The organism is Micromonospora sp. DT201 (genome assembly GCF_049841575.1).
Lineage (GTDB): Bacteria > Actinomycetota > Actinomycetes > Mycobacteriales > Micromonosporaceae > Micromonospora.
Window position 1 is genome coordinate 46,448 of record NZ_JBNCKP010000004.1, and the last position, 17,654, is coordinate 64,101.

Here is a 17,654-nt window from a genome sequence, read left to right on the forward strand (position 1 = left end):
CTCGTTTACATGTCAACGAAACTGACGCGTGTCCTCGTACTGATGTGCAGCACCCGCCCCGGTGCCCTCGGCCCGGCGGTGGCGCAGTGGCTGACCGAAACGGTCACCTCTCGTGCCGCCGCGCTCGGCGTCGAGCTTGTGCCGGTGGCCCTCGGCGATCTGAACCTGCCGTTCCTGGACGAGGAGGAGCATCCGTCGTCGGGTGTCTACCAGCAGGAGCACACACGGCGGTGGAGCGCGATCGTCGACGCGGCTGATGGCTTCATCGTGGTCACGCCGGAATACAACTACGGGATGCCAGCGACGCTGAAGAACGCGCTCGACTACCTCAGCCGCGAGTGGGCATGGAAGCCGATGGGCTTCGTCAGCTACGGCAACACGTCGGCGGGCACCCGGTCCGTTCAGCATGCCAAGCAGGTGGTGACGACCCTCCGCTTGGTGCCGTTGGGCGCCACGGTCGCGATTCGCATCGGCGACGCGGTGGAGAGTGGACGGCTGCTCCCCGACGCGAGCCGCGACGCGGCGGGTATCGGGCTGCTGGACGAGCTGGTCCGGGTCGCGCAAGCCCTACGGCCACTACGCGAACCCGGACGAGCCGGGACGCTGTCTGGACCCTTGCCCGGGTCCTACGCGAGACGGCTGACCCTCGACGACGCGCCCGAGGTCACGGTGCTGCAACGGTGCTGCTGGGTGGACGAGGCCGTCGTCAACGACACCTTGGCCATACCGGCCCTGCATGAGTCGCTGGAGGAGGTGCGCGACTGGCTGGAGACCTGGCACGTCACGGGCGTCTGGTTGGACGGCCGACTGCTGGGCATGGTGCGGGCGCGTCGCGACGGCACCGACTGGCACGTGGGTCGGCTCGCCGTCGTGCCCGACCTGCGGGGGCACGGGCTCGGCCGGTGGCTGCTACGCACCGCCGAAACCAGCGCGGAACCTGACTGCCGTCGTGTTCTGCTGTCCACCGGCGCGAAGAGCTTGCGCAACATCGACCTTTACCGCAGTGAGGGATACCAGTCGGATTCACTCGACCGCCCGGACGGAACCACCCGCCTCACCAAGGACATTTCCGTCGGGCAGCGCTGATTGCTGCCGGCCTCCGAGGGTGGTCCAAGGGGTGCGGTGCCGGGCCCGTGCTGCCCGGCACCGCGACCGAAACGTCAGGCGACCGCGCAGGCGGTGCCGTTGAGAGTGAATGCGGACGGTCGGCCGGCATTGCCGGTGTGAGTCGCCTGGAAGCCGATGTCGACCGAGGTGCTCGGCGCGATCGTCGAGTTGTAGGAGACATTGCGGGCGGTCACCGCCCCGCTCGACGGCGAGTAGGTGGCATTCCAGCCGCTGGTGATGGTCTGCCCGCTCGGCAGCGTGAACGTCAGCGCCCAACCATTGACCGGCGTGCTGCCCGTGTTGGTCACCGAGACGGACGCGGTGAGACCGTTGCCCCAGGCGTTCACCGTGTACGCGACGCGGCACCCGCCGGACGGCGGGGGAGTGGTCGGCGGGGCGGTGGTCGGTGGGGCCGTGGTGGGTGGGGCCGTCGTGGGTGGGGTGGTGGTCGGAGGCGTGTCGCCACCGATGCTGCCGGGCACCGACCGGAGAGCGTCGTACCAGGCTACGGCCATCTTGCGATAGCCCGTGGCGTTGGGATGCACCCCGTCGGCCAGGTCGCTGAGCGTCAGAGCGTTGTACATGTCGACCAGGTGGACGCGCTTGCCGGCGGCCGCCCGGCTCTGCACGATCCCGGGGATCGCGGCGTTGTAGCCCCGGACCTGATTGTCCGCGCCCGACTTCGGGATGATCGTCGCGACGAACACCTCCGCGTTCGGGGCGGTGTTGGTGATCCGGTCGACCAGGGTGGCCAGCCGGGCCGGGGCACCGGACGTGTCGCCGTACATGTCGTTGGTGCCGATGTGCAACAGCACCGTTCGGGGATTGGTGGCCCGCAGCCAGTTGACGACGTTGGCGTCGATCTGGGCGATCGTCCATCCAGAATGGCCCTGGTGGTCGTGGTCGCCAAGGCTGGCGGGGCCGTTGAACTGGGAGCCGACGAAGTCGATCCGGTAACCACCGGCCGTGAACCGCTGCCAGAGTTCGATCCGGTAACCGCCCGGGACGTTGAATCCATCGGTGATCGAGTCACCGAGGGGCATGACGCGTACGCCGCCGTTGGATTCCGCTCTTGCGGGAGTAGTCGCGATCGGTACGGCGGCGACCACGGTGGCGACGGCGGCCAGGGCGGCCCACCACAGGCGAGCCCGCCGGGGTTTCGACGTCGTTGCGGTGGCGGTAGGTGAGGGAGGGACGGGAGGGCCGAGCGTTGCACTGCTCATGGGACTTCCTCTGGTGGTGGGTGCGCGGCACTGGCGGCCACCGGAGAGACAGGTGCCACCAAAGCGCGGTACGCGGGGGTGAGCTGCGCGCAACGACCAATAACCCGGACGTCTTCACTGGTGGTCGTATCGATGAGCGGTGGCGGATGTGTGCCCTGCACCCCGCCGGACGCACCATAGCGTGTTATCGCTAACACGAGCAACAGATCGGTGATCGACTATGGCCCCGGGGGTTGGTCCGATCCCGGACGGCACACTGATTGCGGTCGACCGCGCCACCGCGATCGTGTGGGCCATCCTCGTCCCGCATCACGTCGAAGCGAACCGATAAGTAGGGTGAAGGTGGTTTTATGATCATCGCGTGATCGATGCTGATGTGACCGTGCGCCGGGCCTCCGACGCGGATGCGCCCGCCCTGGCCGGGCTGCGCTGGCGACGGGCCATCCAGGAGCGCGACTACCAGGGCGACAACCTGGACGAGCTCGTCGCGACGCTCGGCGACTGGATGCGGGGCCACCCCGAGCACCGGGCGTTCGTGGCCGAGGCCGCCGGCGAGGTGATCGGGATGGCCTGGCTGGCAGTACTCGACCGTGTGCCCACAGCGAACAAGTACGCCCGGCGCGGCGGCGACGTGCAGTCCGTCTTCGTCGTGCCCGAGCTGCGCGACCGCAGGGTCGGCGCGTTGCTGATGTCAGCCGTGCTGAACGAGGCCCGGCGCCTGGAATTGGAGCACGTGACGGTGCATTCCAGCACCCGGGCGGTGCCCTTTTACGAGCGCAACGGCTGGGGTCACGATCCCGAGTGGCTCAGCTGGGCCTCCGAGGCGTGACCACGGCTCGCGGCGGCTGTCAGTTCGCCGAAGCGTGAGCCGGGTCCGGTCGGGCGGGTGTACCAGGCCCGTACGGGGTCGCCACCGAAGCCCGCGAAGGTGACGTCCCACGAGTCGAGCAGCCGCAGGTCGGTGGGCTCTGGACGGACGTCGACGAGCACCGGTCGGGCGGTCGCCTCGGCGAGGGTGTCGCGCCAGAACCGGTCGAAGTCGTCCGGCTCGTCGACTGTCGGCGAGTACTGCTCAAGGCCATCAAGAAAGAGGGGGGAGTTCGGCACAGGTCCTCGCAGGGTCAGTGCGGCTGGGCGGGGGTGCGGTGCTCTCCCGGACGACCAACTCGGTCACCAGGTCGATCCGGCTGGTGGCTGGCTCGTTGCCCCTGGTCAGGTCGAGCAGCATCTGGGTCGCGATGGCGGCCATGTCGCGCAACGGCTGATTGATCGTGGTGAGGGCCGGGTCGGTCCAGGCGGAGACCGGCAGGTTGTCGTACCCGATCACCGAAAGGTCCTCGGGCACTCGTAGGCCGCACTGGCGGGCGGCCCGGAGCACCCCCATGGCCTGGATGTCGGAGCCGGCGAAGATCGCCGTGGGTCGCGACGGCCGGCGCAGCAGTTCCAGCCCGTGGGCATGCCCGGCGCCTGCGGAGAAACTGCCGTAGCGGATCAGCTCGCGGTCGACCTCGATCCCGGCTTCCTCGTGGGCCGACTGGAAGCCGGCGGCCCGGGCACGGCTGCAGAGCACATCGGGTGGCCCGGAGATGATGGCGATCCGCTGGTGCCCCAAATCCAGGAGGTGCCGGGCGGCGAGCAGGCCGCCGTTCCAGTTGTTCGACCCGACGGTGGGCACGGAGGCCGAGGTCGCGCTGTCGGTGTCGACGACGACGAACGGTATGCCCTGGCGCCGCAGGTGCTGTCGTTGGGCCTCGGCCAGATTGGAGAGGACGAACACCACCCCCAACGGGCGGTCGGCGAGGATCGCGTCCAGCCATCGTGCTGGCGGGCGGTGCGCGCCGTCGAGCTGAGCGACCGACAAACCGACGCCGGCCGCGGTGGTGACCGCCTCGACGCCGCGCAGGATCTCCATCGCCCAGCCGGTGTCGAACTCGTGGAACACGAGATCGATCCGGCCCCCGCCGGCCGAGGGTCGCCGGGTGCGGCGCTGGTAACGGTGGCGGTCGAGGCTCGCCTCCACGCGTGCTCGGGTGTCGGGGGCGACGTCGCCACGTCCGTTGAGGACCTTGGACACCGTCGCGACTGAGACGCCAACGTCGTTGGCGATGGTCGCGATGGTGGTGGAGGCAGGTGGGTCGAGAGGGCGGTGCTCTGTCATCGCGGCCTCATACAGCATCCGAAAGTTTCGGGAGACCCTACACGATTGGCAGTTCTCACCAGGTCGCGCGGCAGTCGGCTTGTGCAGGGAGAATTCGCCGCGGGTCCAGATAAGGCCCTTGACACATATCGATGCGGCACTTAGGTTGCCGAAAAGGTGACGCAGGTTTCCGGAAAGTTTCGGATCGTGAGAACGTCCGCCACGGAACTGGTTCCACCAGGCACGGGGATGTGGCCGGAGCTAAGGGGTCTTGGCATGAGAAGTCAGTCGCCTGTGGGTAACGGTGCGGCGCCGTGGCATGATCCCCAACTGTCGCCGACCGAACGGGCCGAGGCGCTTCTGCCATTGATGTTGCTCGAAGAGAAAATCGCCCAGCTCGCCGGGGTCTGGGTCGGCGCCGAGGCATCCGGCGAGGGCGTCGCCCCGCACCAGTCGGACATGATCAATGAGCCCCTCCAATGGAACACCGTCATCCGTCACGGACTCGGTCAACTCACCCGCCCGTTCGGCACCGCGCCGATCGACCCGGTGGTCGGCGCCCGGTCGCTCGCCGCCTCCCAGGCGCAGATCGTCGCCGCCAGCCGGTTCGGCATTCCGGCCCAGGTGCACGAGGAGTGCCTCACCGGGTTCGCGGCCTGGCGGGCCACCGTCTACCCGACCCCGCTACGCGACGAGTGGGGCTTCACCGGCACGGTGGTCTCCGATTACTTCTCCCTCCGTTTCCTGCAGACCCTGCACGGCGTGGCCGAACGATCCGCCGACGCCGCCCGGCTCGCCCTGCGGGCCGGGATCGACGTCGAGCTGCCCACGGTGGACACCTCCGGTATTCCGGCCGCCGTCGCCGCGGCTGCCGCCGCCGACGTGTGCGTGCTCGCCGTCGGCGACCGGGCGGGAATGTTCGGCCGAGGCACCTCCGGCGAGGGCTGCGACGCCGCCGACCTGCAGCTGCCCGGCGTGCAGGCCGAGCTCGTCCGGGCCGTCCTCGCCACCGGCAACGCCCGTGGCCCGGAACTGCGGCCTCCGTCGTACGGCATCGTCGTACTGCGGACCGACGCGTGAACGCCGACGAGTCGACGGACCTGGAGCAGTTGGTGTTCGTCGACGAACCGGAGGACACCGACGAACCGCGCGTACACGCGGCCTGGCTGCCCCCGGAGGCGTTCCGGGCGCTCGGCGCGCGCCGCGTCCTCGTCCACGGCCACGGGACGCTCGTCGACACCGTCCTCGACGAGGTGTCGCGTGCCTGTGCGCGCTACGGCGGGCGGGTGTGGCATTCGCCCTCCTGGGACGTCGACGTCGACGTCGTGCTCGCCCTACGTGGTGCCAGCGAGCTGCCCAACCCGGCGGTGGAAGCGGCTCGCGCCGCGGGGGAGGCGGCGCTGACCGACATCGGCGACGGCGAGACGCTCGGCGACGAGGGGTTCCTGCTGGCACGGGCCGGTGAGGTGACCGTGGTGCTGGCCGACGCGCCCGCCGGTCTGCTGTACGGGCTGTTCCACCTGGTTCGGCTTTGTGCGGCGGCCTTCGACCCGGCCCGCCCGCCGGAACGGCACCGGCCGGCGCTGCGCCGGCGGATGCTGAACCACTGGGACAACGTGGCCGTGCACCCGGTGATGGGCCAGGTAGAACGGGGGTACGCGGGCGGCTCGATCTTCTGGCGCGACGGCCGACCGCGCGGCGACCTGGCCCGGATCCGGGGATACGGGCGACTGTTGGCGGCAAGCGGCGTCAACGCGATCTCGGTGAACAACGTCAACGTGGCCCGGACGGAGGCGCTGCTGCTCACCGACCGGCTCGGCGACGTCGTCGAAATCGCGGACGTGCTGCGCCCGTACGGCATCCGCGTGCACCTGTCGGTCACGTTCGCCGCGCCGGTGGTCCTCGGTGGCCTGTCGACAGCCGACCCGATGGACGAGGCGGTGCGGGCTTGGTGGACCTCAGCCACCCGGAAGGTGTACGAGCGCATCCCGGACTTCGGTGGCTACGTGGTGAAGGCCGACTCGGAGGGACAGCCCGGCCCGTTCACGTACGGGCGTGACCACGCCGACGGCGCGAACGTGCTGGCGGAGGCCCTCGCACCGTACGGGGGAGTGGTGCACTGGCGGGCGTTCGTCTACAACCACCACCAGGACTGGCGGGACCGTTCCACCGACCGGGCGCGCGCGGCGTACGACCACTTCGCCCCGCTCGACGGGCGGTTCCGCACCAACGTGATCGTGCAGGTGAAATTCGGTCCGGTGGACTTCCAGACGCGTGAGCCGGTCTCCCCGGTGCTCGCCGCGATGCCAGCGACCCGGCTGGCGGTGGAGTTGCAGGTCACCCAGGAATACACGGGCCAGCAGCGGCACGTGTGCCACCTCGGCCCGTGGTGGAGTGAGGTGCTGCGCTTCGAGCCCTGGGGCCCGGGCGGACGGACGATCGCCGACGTGGCCACGGGGGAGGCGGGAGCGGGTGGCGGCCTTGTCGCCGTCGCCAACACCGGTGACGACCCCTTCTGGACCGGGCACCCGTTGGCACAGGCCAACCTGTACTCGTTCGGCCGACTCGCCTGGGACCCCCGGCTGGACCCGACGGCGGTCCTCAACGAATGGATCGCGCTGACCTTCCCGCCGTCGGCGACCGCCGACCCGGAACTGGTGGGGCGGACGCTGCACGAGATCATGGATGACTCGTGGCGCACCTACGAGCGCTACACCGCCCCGTTGGGCGTCGGCTTCATGGTTCATCCCGGTGACCACTACGGCCCCGGCATCGACGGGTACGAGTACACGCGGTGGGGCACCTACCACTTCGCCGACCGTGACGGTGTGGGCGTGGACCGCAGCCGCACGTCGGGCACTGGCTTCGCCGGCCAGTACCCGCCGCACTGGGCCCAGGTGTACGAGTCGCCCGAGAGCTGCCCCGACGAGTTGCTGCTCTTCTTCCACCATGTCCCGTACGACCACGTCCTGCACAGCGGGTCGACAGTCATCCAGCACATCTACGACACCCACTTCGCGGGCGTCGAGGAGGTGGCGGTGATGCGGCGGCGGTGGCAGACGCTGAACGGGATGATCGACCCGGCCGTGTACGAGCGGGTGGCCGATCGTCTCGACGAGCAGATGCGGTCCGCCACCGAGTGGCGCGACCAGGTCAACACGTACTTCTTCCGCAAGTCCGGGGTGCCGGACAAGCGTGGGCGGCGCATCTACTGAACAAGGCCGGCACGTTTCGAGAACATCCCGAAAAAACCCGCGACCGGCCCCGACGACCCCAACCGTCGATGTCCATGGGTGTGCAGGTAGGCACCAAATCGGTTGCGCTGAAAGGTTTCCGGAAGTCTTGACAATCGAGTGTGCTCGATTGAAGCTGACTTGGTCACGCGAGCCGCGGTCAGGGTCGGGCGAAGGGCAGTCCTCGACTTACTCCCCTTCCATGCGCCATGTCCACGAGGGATCGCGAACGATGACACTCAAGACAAGGATGCTCGGCGCCGTCATGGCGGCCCTGACGCTGGCCGCCGCCGCACTGACGTTCGCCACACCGGCGTCGGCGGCGACGCTGACCCAGGTGACCGGCTTCGGCACCAACCCCACAAACCTCCAGATGCACCTGTACGTCCCGGACCGGGTGACCGCGCGGCCAGCGATTCTGCTCGCCATGCACTACTGCACCGGGTCGGGGCCGGCGTTCCACTCCGGCACCCAGTACGCGTCCCTCGCGGACCGGTACGGGTTCATCGTGATCTACCCGTCGGTGACCCGCAGCAGCAAGTGCTGGGACGTGGCCTCCCCGCAGGCCCTGCGCCGAGGCGGGGGCAGCGACCCGGTCGGGCTCATGGCGATGGTCGACTACGTGCGGCAGCGCTACGCCGCCGACCCGGCGCGGATCTTCGCCACCGGCACCTCGTCCGGGGCGATGATGACGAACGTCATGCTGGGTGACTACCCGGACGTGTTCGCGGCGGGAGCCTCCTTCGCCGGGGTGCCGTTCGGCTGCTTCGCCACCGGGGGCAGCTCCGAGTGGAACAGCGAGTGCGCGAACGGGCAGCTCATCAAGACTCCGCAGCAGTGGGGGGACCTGGTCCGCGGGGCGTACCCCGGCTACAGCGGCCAGCGACCACGGATGCAGATCTGGCATGGCACCAACGACGAGACACTGCGCTACCCGAACTTCGGCGAGCAGGTCAAGCAGTGGACCAACGTGCACGGGTTGAGCCAGACCCCGACGTACACCGACTCCCCGCAGTCCGGCTACACCCGCACCCGGTACGGCAGCAGCGGCCCGATGGCCCCGGTCGAGGCGATCAGCATGCAGGGTGTCACGCACAACCTGCCGGTCGACGCCGCGCAGGTCATCCGCTTCTTCGGGCTGGACGGCACCACACCCCCGCCGACCACGCCGCCCCCGACCACCCCGCCCCCGACCACGCCCCCGCCCAGCGCGGGTGCCTGCCGGGTCGGATACACGGTCAACGCCTGGAACAACGGGCTCACCGCGAGCGTGACCATCACCAACACCGGTACCGCCGCCGTGAACGGGTGGGCGCTGACCTTCACGCTGCCCACCGGCCAGCGCATCACCAACGGCTGGAACGCCGAGTACGCCCCGGCGAGCGGTGCGGTGACCGCCCGCAACGTCTCCTACAACGCCACCATCGCACCGAACGCCTCGGTCGCCATCGGCTTCCAGGCCACCCATGAGGGCGGCACCGGCAAACCCTCGTCGTTCGCCCTGAACGGCGCCGCCTGCTCGGTGGCCTGATCCCCATTCCCATCCACCACCACAGAAGGAGTCGCACGATGAGAAGAACGAAATGGAAGGCGACATCGAGAGCCGCGCTCGCGCTGGCGGGCGCAGGTGCCCTCGCCGCCGGCATGGCGCTGTTCGCGACGGCACCCGCGTCCGCCGGCACTACGCTGGGTGCGTCCGCCGCCGAGAAGGGTCGCTATTTCGGTACGGCGGTAGCGGCGTACAAGTTGAACGACAGTGCGTACACGACGATTTTGAACCGTGAGTTCAACATGGTCACGCCTGAGAACGAGATGAAGATCGACGCGACCGAGCCGCAGCAGAATCAGTTCAGTTACGGCTCGGCCGATCAGATCGTCAACCATGCGCGTAGTCGTGGGATGAGCGTGCGGGGTCACACGTTGGCGTGGCATTCGCAGCAGCCGGGCTGGATGCAGAACATGAGCGGCAGCGCGTTGCGGCAGGCGATGCTGAATCACGTGACGCAGGTGGCCACGCACTTTCGGGGTCAGGTGGTGGCGTGGGATGTGGTGAACGAGGCGTTCGCTGATGGTAGTTCGGGTGCTCGGCGTGACTCGAATTTGCAGCGGACGGGTAGTGATTGGATCGAGGCGGCGTTTCGGGCTGCGGATGCTGCGGATCCGGGTGCGAAGCTGTGCTACAACGACTACAACACGGACAACTGGACGCACGCGAAGACGCAGGCCGTGTACAACATGGTTCGGGATTTCAAGTCTCGTGGTGTGCCGATCGATTGTGTGGGTTTCCAGTCGCACTTCAATAATGATTCGCCGTATGTGAGTAACTACCGCACCACGTTGTCGAGTTTCGCGGCGTTGGGTGTGGATGTGCAGGTCACCGAGTTGGATATTCAGGGCGCGTCGGCGACCACGTACCGCAGTGTGGTGGAGGATTGCCTGGCGGTGGCGCGGTGCAACGGGATCACGGTGTGGGGTATCCGTGACAGTGACTCGTGGCGGGCCTCGCAGACGCCGTTGTTGTTCAACAGCAACGGTTCCAAGAAGCCGGCGTACGACGCGGTCCTGGCCGCGTTGAACAACGGCACCACGCCACCGACGACCACGCCACCAACGACGACTCCGCCCACCACGACGCCACCGACCACGGTTCCGCCCACGACTGCTCCGCCCACGACCCCGCCTCCGGGGCAGGGTGGCTGCACCGCGACGGTGACGCTGAACCAGTGGACGGGCGGCTTCGTTGCGAACGTACGCGTCACGGCCGGCTCGTCGGCTCTCAACGGCTGGACGGTGACCATCGGGTTGCCGTCCGGCGCGACGGTCACCAACGCCTGGAGCGCCAACCGCAGTGGTAACACCGGCACGACGAACTGGACGAACGTGGCCTACAACGGCCAGGTCGGCGCCGGTCAGTCCACCGAGTTCGGCTTCCAGGGCACCGGCACCGCCGGCAGCCTCAGCCCAACCTGCGCCGCAAGCTAAAGGATCATCGGCTCCTGTCCCGCGTCGATCAAGGAGTTGTGGTGCCCCGCATAAGCCGCGAAAGCGATCATGCTGCCCACCACGAGTCCATGACCGACGCGGGCGGGTGGAGGTGACCGTCGGTCACCTCCGTTGGGGCGGATGCGGTAGTGAGCGGTATACCACAGAGTCATATTTATACCTCTGTGGTATACCGCTCAACAGTGCATCGGCATGGCGGGCACCTGCTTAGCCGTCGATGCGGGTGATGTTGCGGATCTTGTTGGACGCGTCCAGGGCGGCCACCTTGTACGCCTCGGCCAGTGTCGGGTAGTTGAACACCGCGTCGACCAGGTAGTCGATCGTGCCGCCGCAACCGATCACCGCCTGCCCGATGTGGACGATCTCGGTGGCAGCGGTGCCGAACACGTGCACCCCGAGCAGTCGGCCGTCGTCGGGGGAGACGAGCAACTTCAGCATGCCGTACGAGTCACCGACGATCTGGCCGCGGGCCAGCTCCCGATAACGCGCGATCCCGACTTCGAACGGTGTCGAGTTGTCGGTGAGCTGCGCCTCGGTCTGCCCGACGAAGCTGATCTCCGGGATCGTGTAGATGCCGATGGGTTGCAGGCCGTGCATCTCCCGGATCGGTTCGCCGCAGGCATGCTGCGCGGCCAGTCGGCCCTGCTCCATCGAGGTCGACGCGAGCGCGGGGAAACCGATCACGTCGCCGACCGCGTAGATGTTGTCCACCGTTGTGCGGTAGTTGGTGTCCACCTTGATCCGGCCACGTCGGTCCGCCTCCAACCCAGCGGCCTCCAGTGCCAGGTCGTCGGTCTGGCCCTGCCGGCCGGCCGAGTACATCACCGTGTCCGCCACGATCTTCTTGCCGCTCTTGAGGATGCACAGCGCGGCCGTCTGGTGCTTCTCCACGGCGGCGACCTCCTCGCCGAAGCGGAACGCCACGGACAGGTCGCGCAGGTGGTACTTGAGGGACTCGACGACCTCGTCGTCACAGAACTCGAGCATCCGGTCGCGGCGCTCCACCACTGTCACCTTGGTGCCGAGCGCGGCGAACATCGACGCGTACTCCATGCCGATCACACCGGCGCCGACCACGACCATGCTGCGGGGTACGGCCTGAAGGTTGATGACGCCGTCGGAGTCCACGATCGTCCGGTCGTCGAAGTCGACGCTGTCCGGACGGGCCGGGCGGGTGCCCGCAGCAATGATGATCTTATCGAAGGTCACCTTCGACTCGCGGCCCGAGCCGCTGTCGACCCAGATCGAATAGGCGTCCGCGAAACGCCCGGTGCCGGTGATCATCGCGACCCGGTTACGGGCCAGTTGGTTGCGGATGACGTCGGTCTGCCGGGTGATCACATGTTGCGTCCGGGCGGCCAGGTCGCTGACCGTGATCTCTTCCTTGACCCGGTAGCTGCTGCCGTAGAGGTCACGTTGGCTCAGGCCGGTCAGATAGAGAACGGCCTCGCGCAGTGTCTTGGAGGGGACGGTGCCGGTGTTGATGCACACCCCACCGATCATGTCGCGGCGGTCCACGATGCCGACTCGCCTGCCGAGCTTGGCGGCGGCTATCGCGGCCTTCTGACCGCTGGGTCCGGAGCCCAGCACCAACAGGTCGTAGTCATACACGACAGTTAGCGTCGCAAGATGTCGTGGCCGGCGCCAGACCCGAAGTCGAGCGTTATTCCGATTTAACCGAGGAGGCGGCGTTCCCAGGCCCACGCGGCGATCTCGACCCGGTTGCGGGCCTTGAGCTTCATCTGCACGCTCGCCAGGTGGGTCTTGACCGTGCCGACAGCGATGAAGAGTTGGGTGGCGATCTCGGCGTTGGTCAGGCCGCGGGCGACGAGCTTCACGACGTCGAGTTCCCGTGGTGACAGCCCGCTGTCGTCGTGCGCCGGGGCGGGCGAGCTGAGGTGCTGCAACAGCCGTACCGTGATGGAGGGACTGATCAGCGCGTCGCCGGACACGGCCGCGCGGACCGCCTCCACCAGCAGGGCCGGGCCGGAGTCCTTGAGCAGGAAACCGCAGGCACCGTTGGAGAGCGCCGTGTGCACGTACTCGTCGAGGTCGAAGGTCGTCACCACGACCACCCGGATCGGGTCGGCGACGCCCGGCCCGGCGAGCAGCCGCAGTGCTTCGAGGCCGTCGAGGCGAGGCATCCGGATGTCCAGCAGCACCACGTCCGGGCGTAGTCGTCGGGCCATCTCGACGGCGACCACCCCATCGGCGGCCTCGCCGACCACCTCCATGTCCGACTGCGCACCAATGATCATGCCGAAGCCGGTCCGGACCATCGCCTGGTCGTCGGCGATCAACACCCGGATCATCGCCCTACCGCCGTGCGCAGCGGAAACGCCGCATCGAGCACCCAGCCACCGGCGACGCCGGGCCCGGCGCTGATCGTGCCGCCGAGGGCGCGTACCCGCTCGGTGAGGCCGATCAGGCCGAAGCCGTGCCCCCGGGCCGGCGCGATGCGCCCGGCCGCGCCGTCGTCGGCCACCCGGACCAGCAACCAATCGGGGGTACGTCGCACGGCCACGTCCACGCGCCGCGCGCCTGGCGCGTGCTGGCGGGTGTTGGTCAGCCCCTCCATCACCACCCGGTACGCCGAGGTCGAGACCTCCACCGGCAGCCCGTTCAGGTCGCCGTCGACGTGCAGCCGTGCCGGGGCGCTCGCCGTGCCGTTGAACCCCGTCAGCAGCGGCTCCAACTCGGTCACGCCGGCCAGTGGGGCCAGCGGCACGTCCGGTGGGGCGTTCGGGTTACGCAGGATCCCGACCATCCGCCGCATCGAGGCCATCGTCTCGGCGCCGGCCTGCTCGATCTGCTCCAGGGCGACGATCACCCGCTGCGGGTCCTGCTCGGCGACGAACCGGGCACCCTGTGCCTGCACCACGATGCCGGTGACGTGGTGGGCGATGAAGTCGTGCAGGTCGCGGGCGAACTCGGCGCGCTGCTCGGCCCGGACCAGCGCGATGGCCCGATCCCGACCGGCTGCCATGATCCGCAGGTAGAGCCCCACCCCGGCGGCACCGGCCGCGGCGAGCACCTGGAGCAGCCCGAAGATCACCAGCAGGTCTTCGGTGCCGGAGCGCAGCGGCAACGCGGCGACGGCCAGTCCGATGGCCACCGCCGCCCACGGAGCGAGCCGGGGCGCGCCCCAGCGGGTGACCACGAAGACCACCCCGATCAGCCCGGCCGACTCGGCGAGCCCCCAGCTGCCGCCGAGCAGGTAACTGCTGCCGGAGAGAAGCAGGATGGCCGCGGTCACGGCCAGGGAGGCGCAGGCGAGCGCCAACGCGGCCAGCGGCACCACCCGTGAACCGAGCCGGTGCACCGGCAGCCAGAGCGGCACCGTCGCCACCGCCAGCCCCATGCGCACCAGCAGAAGCAGGAGAGCGGCCAGGCTCTCGGGCGCGCCGAACCGGAAGTCGAAGAGGGCGAGCAGACCAAGGGTCAGCAGGCCGGCGGCCTGGGCCAGGCGTACCCACCAACGACGAAGATCCGGCGTGCTCATGATGACCCAGCGTAGCCAGCGGAGAGCGCTTGCAGATCGGCCGAAAGACAGACCCGACGCTGGCGATACCCGGCCACGGGCCGATGCGCCCACCCACCGGTGGCGGCGACGCTTCCCGGGTCACATCGCAGCCACTGGAGGAACAATGACAACCCACGCCCCGCCGGCGACCAGCCACGCCGCGGTCGCCGCGGTCGACCTGGTGAAGGTGTACGGCAGCGGCGACACCGCGGTCCGTGCCCTGGACGGGGTCTCGGTCGGCTTCGGCCGGGCCGAGTTCACCGCGATCATGGGCTCGTCCGGGTCCGGCAAGTCGACCCTGATGCACTGCCTCGCCGGCCTCGACACGGCCACCTCCGGCCGCGTCCTGCTCGGCGGGACGGAGCTGACGGGCCAGTCCGACCGGACTCTGACCCGGGTACGCCGGGAGCGGATCGGGTTCGTCTTCCAGTCCTTCAACCTGCTGCCGCAGCTCACCGCCGCGCAGAACATCACCCTGCCGCTGGACCTCGCCGGCCGGCAGCCCGACGCTGAACTCCTCGCGCATCTGGTGCGGGTGCTCGGTCTCGGTGACCGCCTCGGCCACCGGCCCAGCGAGCTGTCCGGCGGCCAACAGCAGCGGGTGGCACTGGCCCGGGCCCTGGTGGCGCGGCCCGAGGTGGTCTTCGCCGACGAGCCGACCGGCAACCTCGACTCCCGCTCCGGGGCGGAGGTGCTCACCATCCTGCGCGACTCGGTACGCGACCTTGGCCAGACCGTCGTCATGGTCACCCACGACCCGATCGCCGCCGCGTACGCCGACCGGGTGGTGCTGCTCGCCGATGGACGGGTCGCCGGCGAGATCGACAAGCCGAACCAGGTGTCGGTCACCGACGCGCTGCGTGATCTGGCGGCCCGCGCATGAGGGCGACCCTGCTGCGTACCCAGACCAGCGCCGCGGCCCGACGGCCCGGCCGGCTGATCCTGACCGGCCTGGCGATCCTGGTCGCGTCGTTCGTCGTCTTCGGCACCGTGCTGGTGCAGCAGATCACCGAGCAGACCGTGCGGGACAACCTGAGCGGCACCCCGGCCGCCACCGACCTGGTGGTCGGCAACCCCGACCTGCCGCCACCCACCGTGACGGACCTGCAGCACGTCCGCGCCGTGCCAGGTGTGGTCGAGGCGTTGGGCCGGGTGACGGTCGGGATGTCCATCGGCGAGGGGTATCTCAACCTGCAGGCCGATCCGGGCGTCGGCCCGCTGGCGACGGTCCGGGTGATCGAGGGCAGTTACCCGGACCAGCCCGGCGAGATCGCGATCACCCCGCGTACCGCTGAGCGGCTCGGGCTCTCGGTCGGCACCACGACCACCGGCACGGGCGGTGAGCTGACCGCGCCCGCCCCGCTCACCGTGACCGGTGTGGTCGAACCGGACGCCGATGCCGGCTACGACGCGTACGCCCCGGACAGTCTCGTGATCGCCTGGGCGCACCTGACCGCCGTGGAGCGCATCGATCTGCGGGTGGCCTCGGGCGAGTCGGCGGAGGCCGTCCACCAACGGGTGACCGCCGCGGTCACGGCCGGGCAGCCGATCCGTTCCGGCGCCGAGGTACGCGACGCCGAGGCCAACGCGGCGGCCGAGCAGGTCAGGGGGCTCTTCGTCCTGGTCGGCATCTTCGTCGCCATCGCGGTCGCCGCGGCGGCGCTGGTGGTCACCTCGACCTTCCGCATCGTCTTCGCCCAGCGGATGCGGCAGCTCGCGCTGCTGCGGGCGGTCGGCGCGAGTCGGGGGACCCTGGTGGCGGCGTTGACCGCCGAGGGAGCCCTGACCGGTCTGGTCGCCGGCGTCGTCGGGGTCGCCAGCGCCCTCGCCGTCGGGTACGCCCTGCCGGCGATCCTGCGTGCGTCCGGCATGGACGTCTCGTCGCCGGGCCTGCCACTCGGGGCGGCGGTTGCGGTGGTGATCGGCGCCGTTGTGATCACTGTGCTGGCCGTGCTGGCGCCAGCCTTCTCCGCCGCCCGGGTCTCCCCGCTGGAGGCACTGCGCACGGCGAGCACCACCGCCGGCCGGCGCGGCATCGGGGCGCTGCGCCTCGTGTTCGGGCTGCTGCTGGCGGTGGGCGCGGTGCTGGCCGCCGTCGGGACGTGGAGCCAGTTGCCGACACCGGAGCAGGAGTCCTTCAACCCGATGATGCCGATGCTCCTGCTGGTCGGGTCCGGTTCGCTGGCGTTCTTCGCGCTGGTAGCTCTCGGGCCGCTGCTGGTGCGGCCGGTGCTGGCGGTGGTGGGTTGGCCGCTGCGTCAGCTCGGACCGCTCGGACGGATGTCGGTCGGCGGCATCGGTGGGGCGCCGCGCCGCGCGGCCGCGGTCTCCGTCGTGGTCGCGCTCGGCGTGACCCTGATCGCCGGGGTGGTCATCGGGGGAGCGTCGCTGCAGGTCCTCACCGGACGTGAGCTGGCGCTCTCCGCACCGACGGACTTCGAGGTCACCACCAACGGCGAGCCACTGCCGGCGGCTGTCGTGACCCGGGTCGAGGAGGCGCGCGGGGCGCTGGCCCGAGTGGTGCCGTACCGGCGGGTCGGCGACGTCACGCTGCTGCGCGGCACTGACCCCCTCGGCGATGCCGAATCCTCGTATTCGACAACCGACCTGGATCTGGCGGCGATGCCGACCACCAAGGACCTGGACGTTGCCGAGGGGAGCCTGGCCGACCGTGGACCGGGCCGCATCGTGATCGGCCGCTGGGTCGCCCGAAACGCCGGGCTGCGGGCGGGCGACACCGCCGCACTCGCCCTGGCGGGGAAGACCGTAGACGTCCGCGTGGCCGCGGTCCTGCCCGACTCGGGCCCGCTGCACGAGGGCATCCTCACCGATCCGACCGACCTGGACCGGCTCGGGGTGCCGGCCGCGTACAACGGTCTGCTGGCCGACGCCGCCGGCTCCGGCGAGGACGGTCGCACCGCCGGTGTGCGGGCGCTGCGGCAGGCGATCGGGGGCAGCGCCGGGGTGGGCCTCGTGGTGCTTGCCGACGAGCGCGACCGCAACGACACGTTGGTGAGCAGCCTGGTCTGGATCGCGGTCGGTCTGGTCAGCCTGACCGTGCTGATCGCGGTCGTCGGCGTGGGCTCCACGACCGCGCTCTCGGTGGTGGAGCGGGTACGCGAGTCCGGGTTGCTCCGGGCGATCGGCCTGTCCCGGACCGGCCTGCGCACCATGTTGACCGTCGAGTCCGGCCTCTACGGGGTGATCGGAGCGACCGTCGGTCTGCTGCTCGGCATCCCGTACGCCTGGTTGGCGGTGCAGACCCTCGGGATCAACGCACCGCTGACCGTGCCGGTGCTGCCGCTGGTCGGGCTCTTCGTGACGCTGGTCGTGCTGACCGCGCTGGCCGGGGTGCTGCCGGCCCGGCGGGCGTCGCGGGTCAGCCCGGTGGTGGCACTGGGGGCCGACGGCTGAGCACTGCCACGCTG

14 protein-coding genes are annotated in these 17,654 nt (G+C 69.7%); 8 read left to right on the forward strand and 6 right to left on the reverse strand.

The features are described 5' to 3' along the window. Nucleotides 1-9: 9 nt before the first annotated feature. The gene (locus ACLQ28_RS09685; protein ID WP_425685879.1) at nt 10-1,086 is read left to right on the forward strand and encodes a GNAT family N-acetyltransferase; all 1,077 of its coding nucleotides are present in this window, start codon (nt 10-12) and stop codon (nt 1,084-1,086) included. A gap of 74 nt (nt 1,087-1,160) precedes the next feature. On the opposite strand, the gene ACLQ28_RS09690 is transcribed toward ACLQ28_RS09685, so the two are convergent. Continuing rightward, nucleotides 1,161-2,330: a cellulose binding domain-containing protein gene (locus ACLQ28_RS09690; RefSeq protein WP_425685880.1), complete on the reverse strand. Its 1,170-nt coding sequence runs from the start codon at nt 2,328-2,330 to the stop codon at nt 1,161-1,163. A gap of 361 nt (nt 2,331-2,691) precedes the next feature. On the opposite strand from ACLQ28_RS09690, the gene ACLQ28_RS09695 reads away from it, so the two are divergent. Beyond that, nucleotides 2,692-3,159 carry a GNAT family N-acetyltransferase gene (locus ACLQ28_RS09695; RefSeq protein WP_425685881.1) on the forward strand — a complete coding sequence of 156 codons (468 nt, stop codon included), beginning with the start codon at nt 2,692-2,694 and terminating at the stop codon, nt 3,157-3,159. Here ACLQ28_RS09695 and ACLQ28_RS09700 read toward each other — a convergent pair. Together ACLQ28_RS09700 and ACLQ28_RS09705 are read right to left on the reverse strand one after the other, a co-directional pair. Then, nucleotides 3,120-3,437 (reverse strand): acetylxylan esterase, encoded by a 318-nt coding sequence (locus ACLQ28_RS09700; RefSeq protein WP_425685882.1) that lies wholly within the window; start codon nt 3,435-3,437, stop codon nt 3,120-3,122. The two genes, ACLQ28_RS09695 and ACLQ28_RS09700, sit on opposite strands and share 40 nt — an antisense overlap. Continuing rightward, nucleotides 3,412-4,488 carry a LacI family DNA-binding transcriptional regulator gene (locus tag ACLQ28_RS09705; RefSeq protein ID WP_425685883.1) on the reverse strand — a complete coding sequence of 359 codons (1,077 nt, stop codon included), beginning with the start codon at nt 4,486-4,488 and terminating at the stop codon, nt 3,412-3,414. Before ACLQ28_RS09705 ends, ACLQ28_RS09700 begins: the two co-directional genes overlap by 26 nt. Nucleotides 4,489-4,743: 255 nt before the next feature. Here ACLQ28_RS09705 and ACLQ28_RS09710 point away from each other — a divergent pair, with 255 nt between their 5' ends. The 4 genes from ACLQ28_RS09710 (at nt 4,744) to ACLQ28_RS09725 (ending at nt 10,682) form a co-directional block, all read left to right on the forward strand. After that, nucleotides 4,744-5,547, forward strand: a complete 804-nt coding sequence (locus ACLQ28_RS09710) for a glycoside hydrolase family 3 N-terminal domain-containing protein (RefSeq protein ID WP_425685884.1) — start codon at nt 4,744-4,746, stop codon at nt 5,545-5,547. After that, nucleotides 5,544-7,682 carry an alpha-glucuronidase gene (locus ACLQ28_RS09715; protein WP_425685885.1) on the forward strand — a complete coding sequence of 713 codons (2,139 nt, stop codon included), beginning with the start codon at nt 5,544-5,546 and terminating at the stop codon, nt 7,680-7,682. Before ACLQ28_RS09710 ends, ACLQ28_RS09715 begins: the two co-directional genes overlap by 4 nt. 250 nt (nt 7,683-7,932) lie before the next feature. Continuing rightward, nucleotides 7,933-9,231: an extracellular catalytic domain type 1 short-chain-length polyhydroxyalkanoate depolymerase gene (locus tag ACLQ28_RS09720; protein WP_425685886.1), complete on the forward strand. Its 1,299-nt coding sequence runs from the start codon at nt 7,933-7,935 to the stop codon at nt 9,229-9,231. A gap of 38 nt (nt 9,232-9,269) precedes the next feature. Then, a complete protein-coding gene (locus ACLQ28_RS09725; protein ID WP_425685887.1) occupies nt 9,270-10,682 on the forward strand; it encodes an endo-1,4-beta-xylanase in 1,413 nt (470 codons plus the stop codon). A 228-nt stretch (nt 10,683-10,910) separates the two neighbouring features. Here the strand turns inward: ACLQ28_RS09725 and sthA are convergent, their stop codons facing one another. The 3 genes from sthA to ACLQ28_RS09740 all read right to left on the reverse strand — a co-directional run bounded on the left by sthA (nt 10,911) and on the right by ACLQ28_RS09740 (nt 14,205). Beyond that, nucleotides 10,911-12,314, reverse strand: coding sequence for a Si-specific NAD(P)(+) transhydrogenase (sthA, locus tag ACLQ28_RS09730; protein WP_425685888.1), 1,404 nt, complete (start codon nt 12,312-12,314; stop codon nt 10,911-10,913). Between the two features lie 62 nt (nt 12,315-12,376). After that, nucleotides 12,377-13,015, reverse strand: a complete 639-nt coding sequence (locus ACLQ28_RS09735) for a response regulator (protein WP_425685889.1) — start codon at nt 13,013-13,015, stop codon at nt 12,377-12,379. After that, a complete protein-coding gene (locus ACLQ28_RS09740) occupies nt 13,012-14,205 on the reverse strand; it encodes a sensor histidine kinase (RefSeq protein WP_425685890.1) in 1,194 nt (397 codons plus the stop codon). Before ACLQ28_RS09740 ends, ACLQ28_RS09735 begins: the two co-directional genes overlap by 4 nt. A 145-nt stretch (nt 14,206-14,350) precedes the next feature. Here ACLQ28_RS09740 and ACLQ28_RS09745 point away from each other — a divergent pair, with 145 nt between their 5' ends. Further along, on the forward strand, nt 14,351-15,109 hold the full coding sequence (locus tag ACLQ28_RS09745; RefSeq protein WP_425685891.1) for an ABC transporter ATP-binding protein: 759 nt from the start codon (nt 14,351-14,353) through the stop codon (nt 15,107-15,109). Then, nucleotides 15,106-17,640 carry an ABC transporter permease gene (locus ACLQ28_RS09750; RefSeq protein ID WP_425685892.1) on the forward strand — a complete coding sequence of 845 codons (2,535 nt, stop codon included), beginning with the start codon at nt 15,106-15,108 and terminating at the stop codon, nt 17,638-17,640. Before ACLQ28_RS09745 ends, ACLQ28_RS09750 begins: the two co-directional genes overlap by 4 nt. The last annotated feature ends 14 nt before the right edge of the window (nt 17,641-17,654 follow it).